Here is a 20,821-nt window from a genome sequence, read left to right as displayed (position 1 = left end):
GAGGTTCCTCCCTCAGTCCCAGTCCAGGCCGCCGCGCCGCCAGACGTAGGCGTATGCGACGAAGACCGCGACGATGAACAGGACCATCTCCACGAAGCCGAAGATCGGCAGGGCGTCGAAGGAGACCGCCCAGGGGTAGAGGAAGATGATCTCGATGTCGAAGACGATGAAGAGCATCGCCGTCAGGTAGAACTTGATCGGGAACCGGCCGCCGCCGACCGGCTGCGGGCTGGGCTCGATGCCGCACTCGTACGCCTCGAGCTTGGCCTTGTTGTAGCGCCGGGGACCGGCGAAGCGGGCAGCGGCCACGGAGAACAGCGCGAAGCCCGTGGCGAGGGCGAACAGCCCGATGATCGGTGCGTAAGGCGAGAGCGACATCGTTTTCTCCTGCTCGTCCTTCCCTGCCCCTGGTCCTTGTCAAAAATCACACTATTCACGTCCCTCGCGACGGTTGTCGGCGGGGGTCGATCTCCCATGTCCGCGCCCGCGCCCGTCGCCGACCGTGGACGGGGCCGTCACACGCGTCTGCCTTCGTTCGCGACCGTGGGGGCTCGCACGATCACTGAGCGCTACACGGCCGGCGCCACTCTCGTCATCGTGTTGATGACGCGGTCCATGGCGTCCCCGTCCCGGGGGTCGGTCAGGTTGGCCAGCAGCTTCAGCACGAAGCGCATCAGCATCGGGTGGGGCATGCCGTGCTTCGTGGCCATCCGCATGATCTCGGGACGACCGATGAGCTTCACGAAGATGCCGCCGAGCCGGTAGTAGCCGCCGAAGCGGGCCTTCAGCTCCGTCGAGTACGCCGCCAGGGCCCGTTCCCGGTCCGCGCCGGCAGGGCGCGCGAGCGCCTGCACGGCGATCTCCGCGGCCAGCTCGCCGGACTCCATCGCGTACGCGATGCCCTCGCCGTTGAAGGGGTTGACCATGCCGCCGGAGTCGCCGACCAGCATCACGCCCCGGGTGTAGTGCGGCACCCGGTTGAAGCCCATGGGGAGGGCGGCGCCGAGGATCGGGCCCTCCGCGTTCGCCTCGTCGGTCATGCCCCAGTCGGCCGGCGTGTTGGCCAGCCAGTCGGTGAGCAGCCGACGGTAGTTGGTCTTGCCGAACGCGGACGACGAGTTGAGCACGCCGAGGCCGACGTTGACCCGGCCGTCGCCCAGCCCGAAGATCCAGCCGTAGCCGGGCAGCAGGTTGTCGCCGCTGTCCTTGCTGCGCAGCTCCAGCCAGGACTCCAGGTAGTTGTCGTCGTGCTTGGCCGGCGAGCGGTAGTAGCGCCGGACGGCGACGCCGATCGGCCGGTCCTCGCGCTTGGCCAGCCCGAGGGCGAGCGGGAAGCGGCCGGAGACGCCGTCGGCGGCGACGACCAGCGGCGCGTGGAAGGTGGCGGGCTCCTTGCCGGGGCCGACCTCCGCCTCCACGCCGGTCACCCGGCCGTCGGGGCCCAGCACCGGGCCGGTGACGTTCACGCCGGTACGCAGCTCCGTGCCGGCCTCGACGGCACGCCGGGCGAGCAGGTCGTCGAAGTCGAGCCGGGTGCGCACCAGGCCGTAGTTGGGGAAGCTCGCCAGGTCGGGCCAGTCCAGCTCCAGCCGGACGCCGCCGCCGATCACCCGCAGTCCGCGGTTGTGCAGCCAGCCCGCCTCGGGCGAGGTGTCCACGCCCATCCGGATGAGCTGCCGCACCGCGCGCGGGGTCAGCCCGTCGCCGCAGACCTTCTCCCGGGGGAACTCGGTCTTCTCCAGCAGCAGCACCCGCACGCCGTGCCGAGCCAGGTGGTATGCGGTAGCCGACCCACCGGGACCGGCGCCCACGACGATCACGTCGGCGTCATGTTCCACCGCGGCCATCCCGCGCCTCCTCCCGCATGCTCGTGAAATGCTTCACAAGCCAGACGGAGGGAGTCTATGACCGACGTCATGACCACGCCGGATCAGGGGTACCTAACTTGCCCGGGACACGTCCGCCGAGGTCGGGGCAGGGGTGCCGGGCGGGGGCGTCAGCGCCGGGCGGCGGTCGCCGGGTCCAGGCCGGCGTCGTGCCGGATCGTCTCCGGCAGGTGCTCGCGCAGCGCGCCGCCCGCCGCGCGGTCCAGGGCCGCCAGCACCTCGACCACCACCTGACGGACGTCGGCGGGATCCGCGCCGGCCAGCTCCTTGAGCTGGGCGATGAGTTCGGCCGCGTCGTCGTCGGTGGCCTCCGCGCCGACCGCCTGGTGTCGTCCCGTCATGGGGGCGAGCTTACGGAACAAAGTGGAGCAAAAAGGGATACTTGCGGAAATTCGGTCGGATCTACCTATTCGCGGACCGCGCGGTGCAGCGCCGCGATCCCGCCGGTCAGGTTGCGCCAGGCCACCCTGCCCCAACCCGCCGCGCCGATCCGCGCGGCCAGGGCCGGCTGGTCGGGCCACGCCCGGATCGACTCGGCCAGGTAGACGTACGCGTCGGGGTTGCTGGAGACGGCACGCGCCACGCTCGGCAGCGAACGCATCAGGTACGACAGGTAGACGGTGCGGAACGCCGGGTTCACCGGGGTGCTGAACTCGCACACCACCAGCCGGCCGCCCGGCCTGGTGACCCGGGCCAACTCCCGCAGGGCGGCGTCGGTGTCGTTCACGTTGCGCAGCGCGAACGAGATGGTCACCGCGTCGAAGCTGGCGTCGGCGAAGGGCAGCTTCAACGCGTCCCCGGCCAGCAGCGGCACCCGGGGGCGGGTGCGCTTGCCGACGCGCAGCATGCCCAGGGACAGGTCGGCGCCCACCGCGTACGCGCCCGACTGGGCCAGCTCCTCGGTGGAGACACCGGTGCCGGCGCCCACGTCGAGCACGCGCTCACCCGGCCGCAGGTCGAGCGCGGCGCGGGTTGCCCGCCGCCAGAACCGGTCCTGCCCGAAGGAGAGGACGGTGTTGGTCAGGTCGTAGCGAGCCGCCACGCCGTCGAACATCGCGGCGACCTCGTGCGGCTGCTTGTCCAGGCTGGCGCGCTGGCCCTGCGGGGTACGGCTCACCCCTCCACTCTGCCAGTCCGGCCCGCGCGGGCGGCCGGTGGGTCGGCCGCACCCACCACCCGGACACGCCACGGGGGCGGGGTGGTCGCCCACCCCGCCCCCGTGTCGCCGTACGTCAGTCGGTCGACTTCTCGTCGCCGGGCGCCACCAGGACGACCCTGCGCCGCCGGGAGAGCAGCAGCAGCGCGCCGCCGGCCAGCAGCACGGCCGCGCCGATGCCGCCGATCAGCCCCGCCTGCACGCCGGTCACCGGCAGTCCGCCGTCGCCACCGCCACCGCCACCGTTGCCGGGGGTGGTGGTCGGGCCCGCCGTGGGTACGCCGGTCGGGGTGGCCGTGGGCGCCACCGTCGGGGTCGGCGTCGGGGTCGGGCTCGGCTGCGCGGACAGGTCGACGAAGGCCTCGAAGATCGTGTGGTTGTCGCCCATGTCGATCTCGGAGAAGGCCTTGCGCTGCGCCTGGTCGGCCGCCCGCGGCTCCTGCTCCGGCTCGCCCTCGGCGGCGTCCAGCCCGTACGCGAAGAGGTCGCCCTCGCGCAGCACCGGCTCGGTCACGTCGTCGCCCACCTTCACCGTCACGTCGGCGGTGTAGTACTGCCCCCGGCGGACGACCGCGCCGGCGTCCTCGCAGAACGCCTGCTCCCTGCCGAGGAACACCTGCTGGACGCAGCCCGGCGGCACCGTCACGAAGCTCACACCGGACGGGAGGGTGATGCCGTAGAAGACGCCGGTGGCGGGCCGGCTGCCGTCGTTGTAGACCGCCCAGTCCAACGGCACGGTCTCGCCCCGGCGCACCGGCCTGAGGTCCGGCTCGTCGGCCACCGCGCCGTTGACCACGACGCCCGCCTGGACGTCCTGCACCCAGGCGGTGAGGTCGTAGCCGGGCTTCGTCACGGTGACCGGCACGACGACCTTGTCGCGGACCTTGCCCCCGGGCGTCGCGGTGACGACGTGGACGACCAGCTTGCCGCCGTCGCCCCGGCCGCCCTTGCTGAACAGCGGAACGCCGAAGTCCTTGCTGGTGCCGGCGGGCAGGTCGCCGAGGGAGCACTGGTAGAGGTGGCTCTCGATGGCGCGGCAACCCTCGGGCACCAGGAAGCCGACGCGCTTGTCCTTGAGCTGCTGGGTGTTCACGCGGTACGAGACGTCCTCCGCCGTGGCCGTGCCGGCGTTGGTGACGGTGAACTTGAACGGCTTGCTCCGGGCCGCGTCGACACCCTTCGCGAGCTGGGTGCTGATCGGGATCACGGCCAGGTCCGGCCCGTCGGCGGCCTGGGCGGGAACGGCGACGGCGGTCAGGCCGCCCGCCGCGAGAAGTGCCACGGCACCGGCGCGGGCCAGGGCCGAGCGATGGAACAGGGTCATCGGTCCCCCGGGGGGTTAGGGAAGAAACGGATGGTTGCGGAACCCGGGCGGACGCTATCGGAGGTCGATGCGGCGCGCCAGCAGGGAGAACGTGTTTCGTCCGTCCGGCCGATCCGGACGGACGGCCCGACGCACAGTGGGGGCGGGATGGTCACCCATCCCGCCCCCGCTGCCGTGCGTTATGTGAACGACCCTCGCGGGTCGATGGAGGACGACCGTCAGGCCGTCGGCTTCTCGTCGCCCGGGGTCACCAGGACGACCCGGCGCCGCCGCGCCACCATGAACATGGCCGCGCCCGCGACCAGCACCGCGCCGCCGATGCCGCCGATGAGCGTGGTCTGCGCGCCGGTGACCGGCAGGCCGCCGTCGTCGTCACCGCCGCCGCCCGCGCCACCCTTGGCCGCGACGATCACGGCGTAGCCGTCGGAGTTGTCGGTGGCGTCCACGTCGGAGGCCTGCAGGCCGGTGACGTTCTCCGGCAGGGTGACCGCGGCCGCCCGCGCCCGGGTGGGCTCGGAGCCGACCGGCTCGACGCTGACCAGACCGCCCTTGAGGGCGCCCGGCTTCACGTCCGCCGCCACGTCGAACAGGTGGTAGAACCCGTAGGCCGAGTAGAGCTTGTCCTCGGCGTTGGTGTCCTCGTCCTGCGGGATCAGCCCGAAGTTGGCGTAGGTGCAGGTGAAGGTGGACTTGTCGGCCGAGTACTCGCAGCCGGGCTCCACCTCCGTCGGGGTGACGCCCTTGGGCAGCTTGACACTGATCTTGAGACCGGCAGCGGCCTTGTCACCCTGGTTCGTGATGAAGTAGGTCAGCGCAGAACGGCCGCCCGCGTGCAGGTCGCCGGAGTAGACCGGGTTCCCGTCGACGATCTTCACGCCCTGCTTGACGTCCTCGGCGACGACCGAGAGGTCCGGCCCGCTGGCGTCCGAGAAGTCCAGCGTGGCGGTCTTGGAGTTGTTCGCCGCGTTGGTGTCGTCCTTCGAGACGAGCTTGAAGGAGAGGGGCGCCTGGTAGGTGCCGGTGCCCTCGAACTTGAACAGGACGACCGGCAGGTCCGTGGTCTCACCCGGGCCCGGCAGGCCCTTCTCCGTCGCGTAGCAGATGAACGCGGTCGGCTTCTCCCCGGCGAGTTCCACGTCGCAGCCGTCCTCGACGGCCGGCACGGCGGCGACCTTGTCGAAGTCGACCTTGGACACGTCCACCCGCACGGCCAGCTCGCTCGGGGTGTTCTTGCCGGTGTTGGTCACCTTGGCGTAGGCGAACTTGCCCTGCGCGTTGGCGGCGACCCGCGTGCCGGCCACCTCGATCGCGAGGTCCGTCTCCGTGCCCGAGGCCTGGGCCGGGCTACCGAGAGCGGTCAAGGCGCCGGAGGCGAGCAGCGCGCCGGCGCCGATACGCGCCAGCGAACGGTTACGGAAGATCATGGAAAGGGTCCCCCCGTTGGGGTGAAGGAAAGGTACGGCCGGGGACGTTAGCGGTAAGCGATCACGCTCGCCACCCCAAGGTCGGGCGCGTTGAACAGCCGGGCTAAGAATCACTTAAGGAATGCCCGGATTCATATGTCTTGCTGCCCAGGCCACCTCGCGGCCGACTCCGAACGGCAACCCAATCGAGATCAACGGCTCACGGGGATTCACCCGATCGGCCAGCCGGCGAGGCCGCCGACGATCACTCTCCGTACGGCCGCGCTCCACGCAGGGCCCGCGCACGACGGCACCCCACCGCCGGGGACGACGGTGGGGTGCCGGGGTCGTGCGGGTGAACGCGTCAGCGGGCGTCGACCAGCGGCAGGGACTTCCCGGCACCGCCGCCCGGCATGGCGATCGAGGAGAAGTGCGAGACCACCCGCTCGTCGGTCGGGTCGTCGGCCGGGGTGTGGTGCACGGCCAGCCGGTTGTAGAGGGTGTCGCGCTGGGCGGGGATCCGGTCCGCCGAGCGGATCATGCCGATCAGCTCGTGCAGGTTGGAGCGGTGCCGCGCGCCGGCGGAGGAGATCACGTTCTCCTCCAGCATGATCGAGCCGAGGTCGTCCACGCCCATGTGCAGGGCGAGCTGCCCGACGTCCTTGCCGGTGGTCAACCAGGACGCCTGCAGGTGCGGCACCGTCTCGAAGAAGAGCCGGGCCACCGCGACCAGCCGCAGGTACTCCAGCGTGGTCGCCTGCGTGCGGCCCTTGAGGTGGTTGTTCTCCGGCTGGTACGTCCACGGGATGAACGCCCGGAAGCCCTTCGTGCGGTCCTGCACGTCGCGGATCATCCGCAGGTGCTCGATCCGCTCGGCGGCGGTCTCGCCGGTGCCCATCATCATGGTCGCGGTCGACTCGACGCCCTGCCGGTGCGCCAGCTCCATGACCTCCAGCCAGCGCTCGCCCGACTCCTTCAGCGGCGCGATGGCCTTGCGCGGGCGGGCGGGCAGCATCTCGGCGCCGGCGCCGGCGATCGAGTCCAGCCCGGCCGCCTTGATCCGGGCGATGGCCTCGTCGAGGCTGACACCGGAGACCTTGGCCATGTGCAGGATCTCGCTGGGGCCGATCGAGTGGATGGCGAGCTGCGGGTAGGCCTTCTTGACCGAGGAGAACAGCTCCTCGTAGTACTCCACGCCGTAGTCCGGGTGGTGCCCGCCCTGGAGCATGACCTGGGTGGCGCCCAGCTCGACCGCCTCGCCGCAGCGGCGCAGGATCTCCTCGGTCGGGTGGGTCCAGCCCTCCCGGTGCTTCGGGGCCCGGTAGAACGCGCAGAACTTGCACGCCGTCACGCAGACGTTGGTGTAGTTGATGTTGCGGTCGATCAGGTACGTGACGACGTTGTCCGGGTAGCGGCGTCGGCGCACCGCGTCGGCGGCCTCGCCCAGGGCGTGCAACGGCGCCTCGGTGTAGAGCAGCAAGGCCTCCTCGGGCGTGATCCGCCCGCCGTCCGCGCCACGCTGCAGGATGTCGTCGATCTCCCGGCTCACACTCACCCCCCGAGCCTACGTCGCTCCGCCCCGGGGCCGCCCCGCCGGACTCCTGTCGGCCACGCCACAGGCTCCGCCGGGGCGGCGGCCCGAGGGACTTACCCTCGCCGCATCGATCAACTAGCATCGATGGATGATCTTTCCCGCGCCTTCGCCCGCACCTCCACCCCTACGTCGCCGGGCGCTGCTCGGCCTCGTACCGCTCGGGGCCGCCGCTCTCGCCGTCGCCACGGCGGGCCGACCGGCACGCGCGGCCACCACGGCCCGGGCGCCGGAGTGCCTCGCCGACCTGACGGCGGCCTGATGGCGACCATCCCCTGGCTCGCCGACGTGCTCCGCGCCGCCGGCGTCACCGTGGTGGAGCACGGCAACTGGCTCGGCCGGGTCTCCGGCAGCTCGTTCGCCCCCATCGGCGTGCTCTGGCACCACACGGCGGCCACCTCCAGCGCCGGCAACCCGCACCCCGCGCTGAACATCTGCATCAACGGCCGCTCCGACCTGCCCGGACCGCTCTGCCAGGCCCTCGTCGACTACCACGGCGTCTTCCACGTCATCTCCGGCGGGCGGGCCAACCACGCCGGCGTGAGTCGCGGCAGCGGCCCCATCCCGGCCGGCGACGGCAACACGCTGATGGTCGGCTGGGAGATCGACTACAACGGCGTCAACCAGGCCATGACCGGCGCCCAGTACAGCGCCTCGGTGCTCGCCACCGCCGCCGTGCTGCGCCGGCTCGGCCGCGACGCCAGCCACGCCCGGGGGCACCGGGAGACCAGCACCAGCGGCAAGATCGACCCGTCGTTCATCGACCTGGACTCGATGCGTGCCGACGTGGCCCGCCAGCTCGCCGGCAACCCACCCCTCGACCTCACGGAGAACGACATGAAGCTCATCCAGTCACCCGGCCGCGGCATCGCCCTCGTCGGCCCCGGCTACTTCCGCCAGCTCCGCAACGACGAGGAGGTGCACGCCGCCGTCGCACTGGCCGGCAACCCGCTGGTCGGCAACGACCGCCAGTTCGACCTGTGGCGCAGCATCGCCTACGACGGCCAGGTCAAGGCCCCGAGCTGACCCCACGCAAGGGGGTCGGCGGGTGCGACGCGGTGCCTGCGCCGCCCCGCCGACCCGGCTGCGCCCGCCGAGCGGCGGACGGACCGGTCAGGCGTCGTAGTCCACCGTGAGCCGGTCGGTCGTCGGGCTGGACTGGCAGGTGAGCACGTAGCCCGCGGCCACCTCGTCCGGCTCCAGCGCGTAGTTGCGGGCCATCGTCACCGCGCCGTCGACCACCTTGGCCTTGCAGGTCGAGCAGACCCCGCCCTTGCAGGCGTAGGGCAGCTCGCCGCGCACCTTCAGCGCCGCGTCCAGCACCCGCTCGTCGCGCCGCATCGTGAAGCGCGACGACCGGCCGTCCAGCAGGATGGTCACCTCGGCGCCACCCCCCGGCTCGTCGGCCGGGCGTCGCGGCGGGGCCGGGGCCTCGGCGACGTGGAACAGCTCCGTGTGCACCGCCGACTCCGCCACGCCGCGCGCGGCGAGCACCTCCCGGGCCTCCACCACCATGTCGTACGGGCCGCAGAGGAACCACTCGTCGACGGCGTCGCCGGGCACGACGGTGTCCAGCAACCGGCCCAGCCGGTCGGCGTCGATCCGGCCGGAGAGCAGCGGCGACTCGCCCTGTTCCCGGGAGAGCACGTGCACCAGGTGCAGCCGGGTCGGCCACCGGTCCTTCAGGTCGGCCAACTCCTCGGCGAACATCACCGTGTTCGCCGTGCGGTTGCCGTACACCAGGGTGAAAGTGCTGGCCGGCTCGACGGCGAGCGCCGTCGCGACCAGCGCGAGCACGGGGGTGATGCCCGAGCCCGCGACCACCGCGCCGTAGTGGCGGGCCCGCTCCGGCGCGAAGGCCGTGGTGAAGTGCCCGAGCGGCGGGAGCACCTCGACCGTGTCGCCGCCGCGCAGCGCGCCGCAGGCGTACGCGGAGAAGGCCCCACCCGGGATCTCCCGCACGCCGATCCGCAGCCGGCCGTGCCGGGCCAGGTCGTCGGGCGTGGAGCAGATGGAGTACGACCGCCGCACGTCCTCGCCGGCGTCCGTGCTGCGCCGCACGGTGAGGTGCTGGCCGGCGGAGAACGCGAACGTCTCGCGCAGCTCCTCCGGCACGGCGAAGGTGACCGCCACGGCGTCGTCGGTGAGCCGGTCGACGGCGGCGACGGACAGCGGGTGGAAGACCGGCCGGCGACGGACCGGGCGGGTGATCGTGACAGTCACAGCGCCTTCAGGTGGTCGAAGGGTTCACGGCAGGAACGGCAGCGCCAGAGCGCCTTGCACGCGGTCGAGCCGAAGCGGCTGACCTGCTCGGTCTCGGGCGAACCGCAGCGCGGGCAGCGGACGGCGAGGGTCAGCGGGACCACGTTGTCGGCGCGCGCGGGCGCCGGTGGTGCGATGCCGGCGGCGGCGAGCTTGGCCCGCCCGGCGTCGGAGATCCAGTCGGTGCTCCACGCCGGGCTGTAGACCGTCCGCACGTCGGCGTCGGGGCGGCCGACGGCGGCCAGCGCCCGCCGGATGTCGGCGCGGATCACGTCCATCGCCGGGCAGCCGGTGTAGGTGGGGGTGATGGTCACGACCACCCGGCCCGACGCCGGGTCCTCGTCGACCGCCCGCAGGATGCCGAGGTCGTCGATGGTGACGACCCGGATCTCCGGATCCACCACCGCCGCCACGGCCTCCCTGGGATCTGTCACCGGTAGCCCCTCACCAGCGGGCCCCGGGGTGGGCGCGGTGCAGCACCTGCATCTCCGCGAGCAGGTATGACAGGTGCTCGGTGTGCACGCCGTCCCGCCCGCCGGCCGGCGCCCAGCCGGACTCCGGCCGGGTCAGCGTGGCCTCGTCGAGCACGACCGCGACCCGGGCGTCGAAGTCGGCCCGCAGGGTGGCCGGGTCGACCGGCGCAGCCGGGTCGGAGGCGAACAGCTCGTGGACGTACGGCCAGACCTGGTCGACCGCCGCCTGCATGCGCCGGTGCGACTCCTCGGTGCCGTCACCGAGCCGCCGTACCCACGTCGACGCGTGGTCGAGGTGGTAGGCCGACTCCTTGCGGGCCTTGGCCCCGATCGCGGCCAGCCGCTCGTCGGCGCACCCGGCCAGCGCGGTGTAGAGGGGGAGCTGGTAGGCCGCGAGGAAGAGCAGCTTCGCCATGGTGACCGCGAAGTCGCCGTTGGGCAGCTCCACCAGCAGGCAGTTGCGGAACTCGCGGTCGTCGCGGAGGAACGCCAGCGCGTCCTCGTCCCGGCCGGCGCCCTCCACCTCGCCCGCGTACGACAGCAGGAGCCGGGCCGCGCCGAGCTGGTCGAGGGCGATGTTGGCCAGCGCGATGTCCTCCTCCATCTCCGGCGCGCGGGTGGTCCACTCGGCCAGCCGCTGCGCCGCGACGAGCGCGTCGTCGCCGAGCGCGAGGGCGAAGTCGAAGGGGCCGTTCACAGGTGGGCCACCCCGTCCGGCACGTCGTAGAAGGTGGGATGCCGGTAGACCTTGTCGGCCGCCGGGTCGAAGAAGGCGTCCTTCTCGTCGGGGCTGGACGCGGTGATCGCGCCCGCCGGCACCACCCAGATGGAGACGCCCTCCTGGCGGCGGGTGTAGAGGTCCCGCGCGTTGCGCAGGGCCAGCTCGGCGTCGGGGGCGTGCAGGCTGCCGACGTGGGTGTGCGACAACCCGCGCCGCGCCCGCACGAAGACCTCCCACAGGGGCGAAGGGGCGCTCACGCCGCGCTGCTCCGTCCGCTCGCTACGCTCGCTCACGCCGCTACCTTCTCCTTCTGCTCCACCCGCTTGGCGGCGTACGCCGCGGCGGCCTCCCGCACCCACGCGCCGTCGTCGTGGGCGCGGCGCCGGTGCTCCATCCGCTCCCGGTTGCACGGGCCGTTGCCCTTGATCACCCGCATCAGCTCGTCGTAGTCGGGCTGGGTGAAGTCGTACGACTGCCGGGACTCGTTCCAGCGCAGGTCGGGATCCGGGATCGTCAGGCCGAGGATCTCCGCCTGCTGCACGCACATGTCCACGAAGCGCTGGCGCAGCTCGTCGTTGGAGAAGCGCTTGATCTTCCAGGCCATGGACTGCGCCGAGTGGGTGGAGTCGGTGTCCGGCGGGCCGAACATCGCCAGCGACGGGTACCACCAGCGGTCGAGGGCGTCCTGCGCCATCGCCTTCTGCTCGGGCGTGCCGTGCGCGAGGGTGTGCAGGATCTCGTAGCCCTGCCGCTGGTGGAACGACTCCTCCTTGCAGACCCGGATCATCGCCCGCGCGTACGGCCCGTAGGAGCAGCGGCAGAGCGGGACCTGGTTGACGATGGCGGCGCCGTCCACCAGCCAGCCGATCGCGCCCACGTCGGCCCAGGTCAGCGTGGGGTAGTTGAAGATCGAGCTGTACTTCTGCCGGCCGTTGAGCAGCAGCTCGACCAGCTCGTCCCGGCTGATCCCGAGGGTCTCGGCGGCGGCGTAGAGGTAGAGGCCGTGCCCGGCCTCGTCCTGGACCTTGGCCAGCAGGATCGCCTTGCGCTTGAGCGAGGGGGCGCGGCTGATCCAGTTGCCCTCCGGCTGCATGCCGATGATCTCGGAGTGCGCGTGCTGCGCGATCTGCCGGATCAGCGTCTTGCGGTACGCCTCGGGCATCCAGTCGCGCGGCTCGATCTTCTGGTCGGCGTCGATGACCTCGGCGAAGTACGCCTCGAGGTCCTCGTCCGGGCCGGGGGCGCCGCCCCGGCGGCCACGTGCGGCGGCCTCCCGCAGGGCCGCCTCCGCTGCCTCGACCTCGCCGAGCAGGCCGCCGCCGGGTGCGCCCTCGGCGGAGAAGTCGTTGCCATACATGGGGTCAAGTGTTACAGCTCGCCTCTCGGGACACCAGAGGGTGTAACAGGTTTCCGGAGACACTTTCGGCACGACCCGACGACGCCCGGTAGCCGGTCAAACTATGACTTGAGTCACTTTGGAAAGGTGAATCCTCCCAACAGCCACATAGCGGCTCGATATCCCGCCTACTTGGCAAGTTGCCAGGTGTCAGGTTCTGGCGCCGCGCCGATCCGCACGTAGACTTCCCCCGTCACACCGATCGGCTGCCGACGATCGCCCGAGAAACACGGAGGGCGCATCCCCCGCCTCGGCGAGCCGCCGATCCGTCCGACAACCAGCCGGTCCCCCCGGCCCTGACATCTGGAGCTCATCCACTCATGCGATCCCGCGTGACCCTGGTGCTCGCCGTCGTGGCGGTCCTCCTCGGTGGTGGCCTGCTCGTCCCGGCCGCGTACGCCCGACTCGCCGGCGACGACGCCGCGAGCGGCGGAAGCGGTGGCGGAAGCGTCGCGGCGCCCGCGCCGGTCCCGCCCGCGCCGCCGACCCTGGCCGCCGGCCCGGTGGCGGTGGACTTCAAGGGCGAGTTCTTCTCGTGGGCCCTGATGGACCGGGAGACCGGCGAGATCTCCGGGTCGAAGAACCTGGCCTCGACCAGCTCCACCGAGTCGATGATCAAGGCATGGATCGTCGCGGACTATCTGCGCCAACTCGGCGACAAAGAACCTTCGGCGGCGTTGAAGCGGCAGGCCAGCCTCGCCATCCGGGACAGCAACGACGACGCTGCGAACGCCGTCTACTACGCCGCGGGCGGGTCCTACCGGAAGTCGCCGGACGGCCAACCGAATCCGGTGATCAAGCGGGCGATCAGCATCTGCGGCCTGACCGACACCAAGCGCGGCAACGTGGCAGGGTACGAGGGCTACTGGAGCTTCACCAGAATGTCCCCCCAGGACGCTGTCCGGCTCGGCGACTGCATCGCCGACGGCAAGGCCGCAGGACCGAAATGGACCAGTTGGGTGCTGGACGAGATGTCCAAGGTGCGCGGCAGCGTGAAGAGCCAGAGCGCCAAGTCCGGCGGCGGCAAGTGGGGCATCATCGACGGCCTGCCCGCCGAGATCAAGGCCCAGGGCCCGGTGAGTATCAAGAACGGCTGGACGCCCCTCAACTACGACGGCAACTGGCATGTCAGCTGCCTCGCGGTGACCGACAGGTGGAGCCTCGCGGTGATGCTCCGCTACCCGCAGAAGAGCGGCCTCAACTACGGCGCGCAGGTCTGCGCCTCGGTCGCCAGCCAGCTCGTGACCCCGCAGCCGGGCGCCGCCCTCAAGGTGCCGCAGCCCGTCGGGAAGCTCTGATGGCGCGGCAGCGTCGGGCCTCCGGGTCGGCCGACGCCTCCCCCGGCAAGCTGATCGTCGTCGCGGTGGTCCTCATCGGCCTGGTGCTCGTCTCGCTCCGGTTGTTGCCGGGCTCGCCGTTCGAGTCCACCGCCGCCGCGAAGTGGGGCACCCCCGCCGGCTCCGCCGAGCGCGCCACGACGGCTCCCAGCGACCGCAGCTCGCGGCCGTCACCGACGCCGAGCCCCGCCCCGGAACCGCTGCCGTTCGAGGCGAAGGACCTCGACCTGGACATCGAGGGCTGGTACTCCTGGAGCGTCCTCGACCGCCGCAGCGGCGAGATCATCGGCTCGGACAACATGGACGAGACCAGCACCACCGCGTCGCTGATCAAGGCCTGGATCGTCGCCGACTACCTGCGCCGCGCCGACGACGCCGGCCAGACCCCGAGCGCCGCCAAGCTCGCCGACGCCACGAAGATCATCCGGGACAGCGACAACACCCGGGCCGAGCAGTTCTACAACACGGTCGGCCGGTCCGCCTCGATCAAGCGGCTGATCTCCCTGTGCGAGCTGACCGACAGCAAGGTCGCCGCCGACGGCGGCTGGAGCCGTACCGCCCTCTCCCCCCGGGACACCGCCCGGATGGGCGCCTGCATCGCCGACGGCCGCGCCGCCGGGCCGAAGTGGACCAAGTGGCTGATCGGCGAGATGCGACTCGTCCGGGGCAGCGGTGACTTCGGCATCCGCAAGGCGTTCCCGGCCGCGGAGCGCAAGACCATCGCCATCAAGAACGGCTGGATCGACCGTACGCGCGAGCAGGAGATGCACATCAACTGCCTCGCCATCGGCGACACCTGGGCGATGGGCGTGATGGTCCGCTACCCGATCGGCAAGGGCTACGAGTACGGCATGAAGAACTGCCAGAAGATCACCGAAGCCCTCCTGCGCCCCACCACCTAGACCCGGCCCCCGTCGGTCCGGTCGAAGGGCTCAGCCCATGAAGAAGGCGGGACCGGCGGCGGGCAGGGGCGGGGCAGCGCCGACGGCGGCGGCGCGGCGGGCGAACTCGCGCAGGCCGGCCACCTGGCGCTCCCCGAGGGAGAAGTCCAGCGCCCGGAAGTACGTCGCCAGCGTCGCCGCGTCGAAGGGCTCCCAGCGGGCGGCCGCCTCGGCCACCTGGTCCAGCTCCGCCAGGCAGAGGTCCCGGGAGCGCAGGAACGCCTCGTGCACCTCCTTGACGAGGCCGGGGTGGGCGGCGGCGAAGTCGCGGCGTACGGCCCAGACGGCGAAGACCATCGGCAGGCCCGTCCACTCCCGCCACGCCTGCCCGAGGTCGGTGACCTCCAGCCCGCGCTTCGGCGCCTCGTAGAGGGCGCGCAACGCCACGTCGCCGATCAGCACCCCGGCGTCGGCCTCCAGCAGCATCTGCGTCAGGTCGGGCGGGCAGCGGAAGTACTCGGGGTTGACCCCGTACCGCTCGCCGAGCAGCAGCTGGGCCAGCAGCACGCCGGTACGCGAGGTCGAGCCCAGCGCCACCTTGCCGTGGCCGAGCTCGGCCAGCGGGCGGGTGGAGACGATGTTGACGGACAGCACCGGGCCGTCGCTGCCGACCGCCAGGTCGGGCAGGAGCAGCAGCTCGTCGGCGTGGCGCAGGTACTCCACGTGGGAGATCGGGCCGATGTCCAGGTCGCCGGCGACCAGCGCGGCGCTGAGCCGGTCCGGCGAGTCCTTGTGCAGGTCGACGTCGATCAGCGCGCCGGAGCGCATCAGCCCCCAGTAGATCGGCAGGCAGTTCAGGAACTGGATGTGTCCGACCCGGGGGCGTGCGACGTGCTCAGCCATGCCCCGACCGTATCCCCGCCGCCGATCGAGGGCTCAGCGGGCGGGGGTGGGAGTGGCCAAACCCGCATCCGCCGCTCCGCACGACGGCGCGCCTCGCGACGTCGACTCGCCCGTCGGCCCACCGACTCGCCGGTAACGGGGAGCCGACCTGTCAGTCGCGCCACCCTGCGTGTTCGCTGTGCGTACCGCACGAGCTGCTGCTAGCCTGGGCGTCGCAGGATGCCCTCCGAGGCTCCCGCGCCCGCCTTGAGGCCCGCTCACGCGGGCCTCTCGTGCATCCGGGTCAGGACTGCGTGGCCATCGGATCCCAGCACCAGGAGTGGTAGCAGCGGGGCGCGACCAGCCCCCACAACTGCTCGTTCACGGCCGCCGCCCGCGCATCGGTACCGGGTAGGTCGAGCCGCTGGAACAGGAACGTCACCAGGTCCACAGCCTGTACCAACCTGCTGGCGTGCGACGGGGCGAAGTGCAGGGTGTCGACGATCTTGGTGAGCTTCCGTGACCTGTACCCACCGGTGCCCGACACTCGGTACCGGCTCAGGTCTGCCCGGTGAGTGGCCTGGTCGTGCACCTCGTCCGCGATGACCAGCGCGTACTCGCCCCGGGAGGCCGCGTACCCGTCGACCCGCTCGAGCACGTGCGACAGCACAACCTCGTGCGCGGGCCGAGCGGAGTCGGCGTACCGCTTTGCCAGTTGGGCACGCCTCACCCCGCGCAGGATGATCGCCACATCGTGGGCGCCGACAGCCGCCATCGCTGCCCGGTAGACCGCGATCCGCGCTCGGGGCGGGATGCCCTTCCACCCCCTGCGACCGTGGAAGATGTCGTAGCCGTGCAATTCGGCGTCGACCGGCAGGCCGTAGGACTTCGCCGCGCCGGTCACGACCTGGTCGAGGGCCTCGCTCAGCGGCATCGCGGTCGCGTCGGGCACCAGCAGCGCACCGATCCAGTAGGTGCGGGCGGTGAACGACTCGTCCACGTAGGTGAGCAGCACCGGGTGAGAATACGACGGGAAGTTACGTTAAGTGAGCATCGAATCAGCCAACCGTGTTGTCGGCGTGTCGCCGACTGGCCTCGGAGACTACGGGCGGGTCGGGAGGCCCGGTGAGACCGCCGCTCCCTGTCGCACTGCCTGGCCGGCTGGCTCACCGGGGGCGCCGGCCGCCCGGACCCGTCGGACGGTCCGGGCGACGGCCGGCACGAACGCCACCACGACCAGCAGGCCGACCGCGCCGGCCGCCGCGATCAGGGGTCGCGGCGACAGCAACGCCAGCAGGGCGCCCCCGATCAGGTAGCCCCCCATCGAGCCGCCCTGCACGGCCGCGCCGTAGAGGGCGTACGCCCGGCCGCGTGACGCCTCCGGCACCCGCCGGGCGGTGAGCAGGTTGGCGAAGACGTTCTCCCCGCCGTTCGCCGCGCCCGCGACCAGCCAGAGCGGGACCAGCAGCGCGGCCGTGGGCACGGCGGCGGCGACCAGCACCATGAGGCAGATGCCGCCGAGCGTCGCCAGCACCCCGTACACCAGGGCGCCGTCGTCGGTGAGCCGGTGGGCCAGCCGGGCGCAGAGCCAGCTGCCGGGCAGCATCCCCGCCATCCAGGCGGCACCGACCAGCCCGTACACCGTGGGCGAGCCGTCGAGGGTCTCGCGGATGAAGAAGACCTCGACCACGTTGATGCCGCCGACGGCGGTGATGACGGCGGCCGTGCTGACGACGACGGCCAGCAGCAGCGGGTCGCCGCGCAGCCGCCACGCCGGGGCCCGTTCCGTCCCGGACGCGGGTGCGGCCGTGGCCGGCCGGCCGCCCCTGCGGGTCCGCAGCAGCAGGCCCGCGGCCACCAGGGCGAGGTAGCTCCCGGCGTCGATGAGCAGGGGTACGCGCGCGCCGAACTGCCCGACCAGCAGCCCGGCGAGGACGGGGCCGCCGAGCGCGCCCAGACTGCTGGCCGTCTGGCTGATCGCGCTCGCCCGGGGCAGGTCGGCGGGGCGCACCATCGCCGGCAGCAGCGCCGCCAGGCAGGGGTGGGTCACGGCCAGCCCGCAGGCGAGCAGCGCGACGAGCCCGATGATCAGGGCCGGGTGGGTGGCGAAGGCGAGCAGCGCGCAGACGGCGGCCTGCCCCAGGCCGGCGGTGACCAGCAGCTTCCGGCTGTCCACCCGGTCGACGAGGCGCCCGGTGAGCGGGGCGAGCACCACCAGCGGCAGGGTGGCCGCCAACAGCAGTCCGGACACGGCGATGCCGCTGGCGCCGGCGGACTGGAGGGCGAGCGCCAGGGCGGTGGCGGCGAGGAAGTCACCGCACATCGAGGTGCCGCGCGCGGTGGCGGCGAGCCAGACGTCCGACCAGCGCGACCCGTCAGTTGTGAAGGACATACTTCGAAAATAATCCTTCACAACGATCGAAGCAACCCCCTACGCCAGCGGCACCGCCCGGTACTGCACCGCCACCGTGCGCGCCCCGGCAGGCGGATCCGCCTGCCGGTTCCGCTGCCGGTACGGCTCGAACAACGCGCTGACCGCCTCGTTCAGCCCGGCCAGCTCGTCGGCGGTGAGCAGCAGCAGCGTGTCGCTGAACAGCGCGACGTCGTACCACTCGGCGGGCTCGTCGCCGGCGCGGCGCAGCCAGTCCCGGGTCCGCTCCATGTCCCGGGCCGCGTGCGCCTCCACCAGCGCCTGCTCGGCCGCGCGCGCCTCCGGGCCGGCGGACTGTCCCGCGTCGACCATCAGGGTCCGGCCGACCGTGCGCCACAGCCGCTCGCGCGCGTCCCCCCGGCTCGGCGCCTGCTCCACCAGGCCCGACTTGGCCAGCGCCCGGAGGTGGTAGCTGGTCGCGCTCGGCGACAGCCCGGCCACCTCCGCACACTCGGTGGCGGTCGCGCCGCCCTCCACCACGCCCAGGTGTTCCATGATCGCGATTCGGGCCGGATGGGCCAGCGCCCGCATCACCTGCGGGTCGCTGATCGTGATCCGACGCTGTTCGGGACGCGCCTCCGTCATGTGTCCATGATTCCTGGTCGCCCGCCCGCCGTGGGTCGCCGGTCGACCGGCACCGAGGTCCAGCGGCGGGCGAACGCGGCGTGGGTCCCACCGGGGCGGCCCGGCGGCGCCACGGTCGAAATCCGGTGGAGCGGCACGCGCCCGACGCGTAGGCTGTCAGGTCGCTTGACGGCCAGGGTGAGGTGACCACCGCATCGGACGTCCCGCGCCGGAGGCCGGCCATCCGCCCGCCGGACACGCGAGCGATCGGCAGATGACCCGATGGGATCCACCGTGACCGCACTCGACCTCGACCTCGATGCCGACCTCGCCGCCGAGCGCCAGCACCTCGCCACCTCCCGGGCGGCCCTGGCCCAGATGCGGCAACGCGCCGAGGCCCTCTTCTCCACCGGGGACCAGGTCGCCGGCGACGCGTACGCGGCCGAGACGCTCGGGCGCACCCTGGCCCGCCGGGTCGCCGAACTCGCCGACGACCCCGGCACGCCGCTCTTCTTCGGACGCCTCGACTTCGGCCCGGCGACCGGCGCCCCGCCCGCCGACGACCGGCCCGGGGACCCCGGCGACGGCACCGACGGGTGGCACGCGGACCACGCCGGGCGGCGCTACCACGTCGGCCGGCGGCACGTCACCGACGACCGGGGCGAGCCGCTGGTGCTGGACTGGCGGGCCCCGGTCTCCCGGTCGTTCTACCGGGCGAGCGCGCGCGACCCGCAGGGCGTGGCGGTGCGGCGCCGCTTCGGCTTCAGCAACGGGGCGCTGACCAGCTTCGAGGACGAGCGCCTCGACCGGGGCGAGGAACTGGGCACGACCAGCCGGATCCTGACCGCCGAGATCGAACGGCCGCGCGTCGGGCCGATGCGCGACATCGTGGCCACCATCCAGCCGGAGCAGGACGAACTGGTCCGGGCCGACCTCGCCGACTCCATCTGCGTGCAGGGCGCCCCGGGCACCGGCAAGACGGCCGTCGGCCTGCACCGGGCCGCGTACCTGCTCTATCTGCACCGGGAACGGCTACGCCGCTCCGGCGTGCTGATCGTGGGGCCGAACCGCACCTTCCTGTCGTACATCGCGGCCGTGCTGCCGGCGCTCGGGGAGGTGGAGGTCGAACAGGCCACGGTGGAGGACCTGGTCGCCCGGGTGCCGGTACGGGCCGTCGAGGACCCGGCGGTGGCAACGGTCAAGCACGACGCCCGGATGGCCGAGGTGCTGCGCCGGGCGGTCGACGCGCACATCGGCGAGCCGACCGAGCCGATCATGGTGTCGGACGGCTCGTTCCGCTGGCGCATCGGGCTGGACCCGCTGCACCGGGTCGTCGAGGAGACCCGCCGGGAGCGGCTGCCGTACGCCACGGGCCGCGAGCGCGTCCGGGCGCGGGTGGTGGCGCTGCTGCAACGGCAGGCCGAGGCGCGGCGCGCCGAGTCACCGAGCGACGCCTGGCTGCGCCGGATGGGCAAGGCCACCCCGGTCACCGCCTTCCTCGACGCGGTCTGGCCGGCGCTCACCCCGGAGGGGCTGGTGCACGCCCTGCTCACCGACCCGCAGCGGCTCGCCGCCGCGGCGGACGGGCTGCTCAGCGCCGAGGAGCAGGCGCGACTGCGCGGGCCCGCCGCCCCGGCCGACCCGACGGCGGCGGGCGCCACGGAACCGGCGCGCGCGTCGGCGCGACGCCCCGCCCCGGCCGGCACGAAGCTCGGACGTACGCCGAAGGCCACGAAGTGGACGGCGGCCGACGCCGTGCTGATCGACGAGGCGGCCGGGCTCATCGAGCGGCCGGGCGGCTTCGGGCACGTCGTCGTCGACGAGGCGCAGGACCTCTCCCCGATGCAGTGCCGGGTGATCGCCCGGCGCAGCGAGCACGGGTCGATCACCCTCCTCGGCGACCTGGCCCAGGGCACCGCCCCGTGGGCCGCCGCCGACTGGCGGGAGTCCCTGCGCCACCTCGGCAAGCCGGACGCCGTCGTGGTGCCGCTGACGGTCGGCTTCCGGGTGCCCGCCGCCGTCGTCGCGTTCGCCAACCGGCTGCTGCCGGCGCTCGCCGTCGACGTGCCCCCGGCCGAGTCGCTGCGCCGCGACGGCGCGCTCGACGTGCGTACCGTCGGCGACCTGGCCGCCGCGACGGTGGCCGAGGTGCGCGCCGCGCTGGCGTTCGACGGCTCGGTGGCGGTGATCGCCGCCGACGACGCCGTCGGCGACCTGCGGACGGCGCTGGACGCCGCCGGCGTCGACACCGCGACCGTCGACGAGCCGGCCGCCGCGGCGCGCGTCACGGTGGTGCCCGCGACCCTGGTCAAGGGCCTGGAGTACGACCACGTCATCGTCGTCGAGCCGGCGGCGATCGTGGCCGCCGAGCCGCGCGGCCTGCACCGGCTCTACGTGGTGCTCACCCGGGCGGTGTCCCGACTCGCCGTGCTGCACGCCCGCCCGCTGCCCGCCCCGCTCGGCTGACCGGCCACTTGCGCAGGGAAGGTAGACAGGTGTCCGTGACAGCCTCGA

21 protein-coding genes are annotated in these 20,821 nt (G+C 72.7%); 5 read left to right on the top strand and 16 right to left on the bottom strand.

Annotated features, from left to right (window positions below):
* Positions 1 to 12: 12 nt before the first annotated feature.
* The 7 genes from CLT72_RS24400 to mqnC all read right to left on the bottom strand — a co-directional run bounded on the left by CLT72_RS24400 (position 13) and on the right by mqnC (position 7,324).
* Entirely contained in the window at positions 13 to 378 is a 366-nt protein-coding gene (locus tag CLT72_RS24400) for an NADH-quinone oxidoreductase subunit A (protein ID WP_089002434.1), read from the bottom strand.
* 191 nt (positions 379 to 569) lie between these two features.
* A complete protein-coding gene (locus CLT72_RS24395; protein WP_101413764.1) occupies positions 570 to 1,847 on the bottom strand; it encodes a geranylgeranyl reductase family protein in 1,278 nt (425 codons plus the stop codon).
* Positions 1,848 to 1,996: 149 nt separating this feature from the next.
* A complete protein-coding gene (locus tag CLT72_RS24390) occupies positions 1,997 to 2,227 on the bottom strand; it encodes a hypothetical protein (RefSeq protein WP_101415363.1) in 231 nt (76 codons plus the stop codon).
* Between the two features lie 65 nt (positions 2,228 to 2,292).
* Complete coding sequence (locus CLT72_RS24385; RefSeq protein WP_101413763.1) at positions 2,293 to 3,003, bottom strand: demethylmenaquinone methyltransferase; 711 nt, start codon at positions 3,001 to 3,003, stop codon at positions 2,293 to 2,295.
* A gap of 115 nt (positions 3,004 to 3,118) precedes the next feature.
* Positions 3,119 to 4,366 (bottom strand): cell wall anchor protein, encoded by a 1,248-nt coding sequence (locus CLT72_RS24380; RefSeq protein WP_101413762.1) that lies wholly within the window; start codon positions 4,364 to 4,366, stop codon positions 3,119 to 3,121.
* 218 nt (positions 4,367 to 4,584) lie between these two features.
* Positions 4,585 to 5,790: an LPXTG cell wall anchor domain-containing protein gene (locus tag CLT72_RS24375; protein WP_101413761.1), complete on the bottom strand. Its 1,206-nt coding sequence runs from the start codon at positions 5,788 to 5,790 to the stop codon at positions 4,585 to 4,587.
* 343 nt (positions 5,791 to 6,133) lie between these two features.
* A complete protein-coding gene (mqnC, locus tag CLT72_RS24370; RefSeq protein WP_101413760.1) occupies positions 6,134 to 7,324 on the bottom strand; it encodes a cyclic dehypoxanthinyl futalosine synthase in 1,191 nt (396 codons plus the stop codon).
* A 127-nt stretch (positions 7,325 to 7,451) separates the two neighbouring features.
* On the opposite strand from mqnC, the gene CLT72_RS32400 reads away from it, so the two are divergent.
* Both CLT72_RS32400 and CLT72_RS24365 read left to right on the top strand, forming a co-directional pair.
* Positions 7,452 to 7,622: a hypothetical protein gene (locus CLT72_RS32400; RefSeq protein WP_199184635.1), complete on the top strand. Its 171-nt coding sequence runs from the start codon at positions 7,452 to 7,454 to the stop codon at positions 7,620 to 7,622.
* Positions 7,622 to 8,386 (top strand): peptidoglycan recognition protein family protein, encoded by a 765-nt coding sequence (locus CLT72_RS24365; protein ID WP_350820968.1) that lies wholly within the window; start codon positions 7,622 to 7,624, stop codon positions 8,384 to 8,386. The genes CLT72_RS32400 and CLT72_RS24365 overlap by 1 nt, the downstream gene beginning before the upstream one ends.
* Before the next feature lie 87 nt (positions 8,387 to 8,473).
* On the opposite strand, the gene paaE is transcribed toward CLT72_RS24365, so the two are convergent.
* From paaE to paaA, 5 genes are read right to left on the bottom strand one after another with little or no spacing between them, the layout of a single operon-like run.
* Entirely contained in the window at positions 8,474 to 9,583 is a 1,110-nt protein-coding gene (paaE, locus tag CLT72_RS24360; RefSeq protein WP_101413759.1) for a 1,2-phenylacetyl-CoA epoxidase subunit PaaE, read from the bottom strand.
* Positions 9,580 to 10,056 carry a 1,2-phenylacetyl-CoA epoxidase subunit PaaD gene (gene paaD / locus CLT72_RS24355; protein WP_101413758.1) on the bottom strand — a complete coding sequence of 159 codons (477 nt, stop codon included), beginning with the start codon at positions 10,054 to 10,056 and terminating at the stop codon, positions 9,580 to 9,582. The genes paaE and paaD overlap by 4 nt, the downstream gene beginning before the upstream one ends.
* Before the next feature lie 10 nt (positions 10,057 to 10,066).
* Complete coding sequence (gene paaC, locus CLT72_RS24350) at positions 10,067 to 10,792, bottom strand: 1,2-phenylacetyl-CoA epoxidase subunit PaaC (protein WP_101413757.1); 726 nt, start codon at positions 10,790 to 10,792, stop codon at positions 10,067 to 10,069.
* Positions 10,789 to 11,109, bottom strand: coding sequence for a 1,2-phenylacetyl-CoA epoxidase subunit PaaB (paaB, locus tag CLT72_RS24345; RefSeq protein ID WP_101413756.1), 321 nt, complete (start codon positions 11,107 to 11,109; stop codon positions 10,789 to 10,791). Before paaB ends, paaC begins: the two co-directional genes overlap by 4 nt.
* Positions 11,106 to 12,173, bottom strand: a complete 1,068-nt coding sequence (gene paaA / locus CLT72_RS24340; protein ID WP_101413755.1) for a 1,2-phenylacetyl-CoA epoxidase subunit PaaA — start codon at positions 12,171 to 12,173, stop codon at positions 11,106 to 11,108. The genes paaB and paaA overlap by 4 nt, the downstream gene beginning before the upstream one ends.
* A 359-nt stretch (positions 12,174 to 12,532) precedes the next feature.
* Here paaA and CLT72_RS24335 point away from each other — a divergent pair, with 359 nt between their 5' ends.
* Together CLT72_RS24335 and CLT72_RS24330 are read left to right on the top strand one after the other, a co-directional pair.
* A complete protein-coding gene (locus tag CLT72_RS24335; RefSeq protein ID WP_101413754.1) occupies positions 12,533 to 13,510 on the top strand; it encodes a hypothetical protein in 978 nt (325 codons plus the stop codon).
* Complete coding sequence (locus CLT72_RS24330; protein ID WP_101413753.1) at positions 13,510 to 14,451, top strand: serine hydrolase; 942 nt, start codon at positions 13,510 to 13,512, stop codon at positions 14,449 to 14,451. The genes CLT72_RS24335 and CLT72_RS24330 overlap by 1 nt, the downstream gene beginning before the upstream one ends.
* 30 nt (positions 14,452 to 14,481) lie before the next feature.
* Here CLT72_RS24330 and CLT72_RS24325 read toward each other — a convergent pair whose 3' ends face one another.
* From CLT72_RS24325 to CLT72_RS24310, 4 genes are all read right to left on the bottom strand, one after another.
* Positions 14,482 to 15,333, bottom strand: a complete 852-nt coding sequence (locus tag CLT72_RS24325; RefSeq protein WP_101413752.1) for a menaquinone biosynthetic enzyme MqnA/MqnD family protein — start codon at positions 15,331 to 15,333, stop codon at positions 14,482 to 14,484.
* 283 nt (positions 15,334 to 15,616) lie between these two features.
* On the bottom strand, positions 15,617 to 16,327 hold the full coding sequence (locus CLT72_RS24320; RefSeq protein ID WP_101413751.1) for a DUF3800 domain-containing protein: 711 nt from the start codon (positions 16,325 to 16,327) through the stop codon (positions 15,617 to 15,619).
* Positions 16,328 to 16,414: 87 nt separating this feature from the next.
* Positions 16,415 to 17,704, bottom strand: coding sequence for an MFS transporter (locus tag CLT72_RS24315; RefSeq protein ID WP_101413750.1), 1,290 nt, complete (start codon positions 17,702 to 17,704; stop codon positions 16,415 to 16,417).
* Positions 17,705 to 17,743: 39 nt separating this feature from the next.
* The gene (locus CLT72_RS24310; protein ID WP_101413749.1) at positions 17,744 to 18,328 is read right to left on the bottom strand and encodes a helix-turn-helix domain-containing protein; all 585 of its coding nucleotides are present in this window, start codon (positions 18,326 to 18,328) and stop codon (positions 17,744 to 17,746) included.
* A gap of 261 nt (positions 18,329 to 18,589) precedes the next feature.
* On the opposite strand from CLT72_RS24310, the gene CLT72_RS24305 reads away from it, so the two are divergent.
* Entirely contained in the window at positions 18,590 to 20,773 is a 2,184-nt protein-coding gene (locus CLT72_RS24305) for a HelD family protein (protein WP_101413748.1), read from the top strand.
* Positions 20,774 to 20,821 lie beyond the last annotated feature (48 nt).

Source organism: Micromonospora sp. CNZ309, from assembly GCF_002846525.1.
This window is presented reverse-complemented; position numbering and strand designations above follow the sequence as displayed.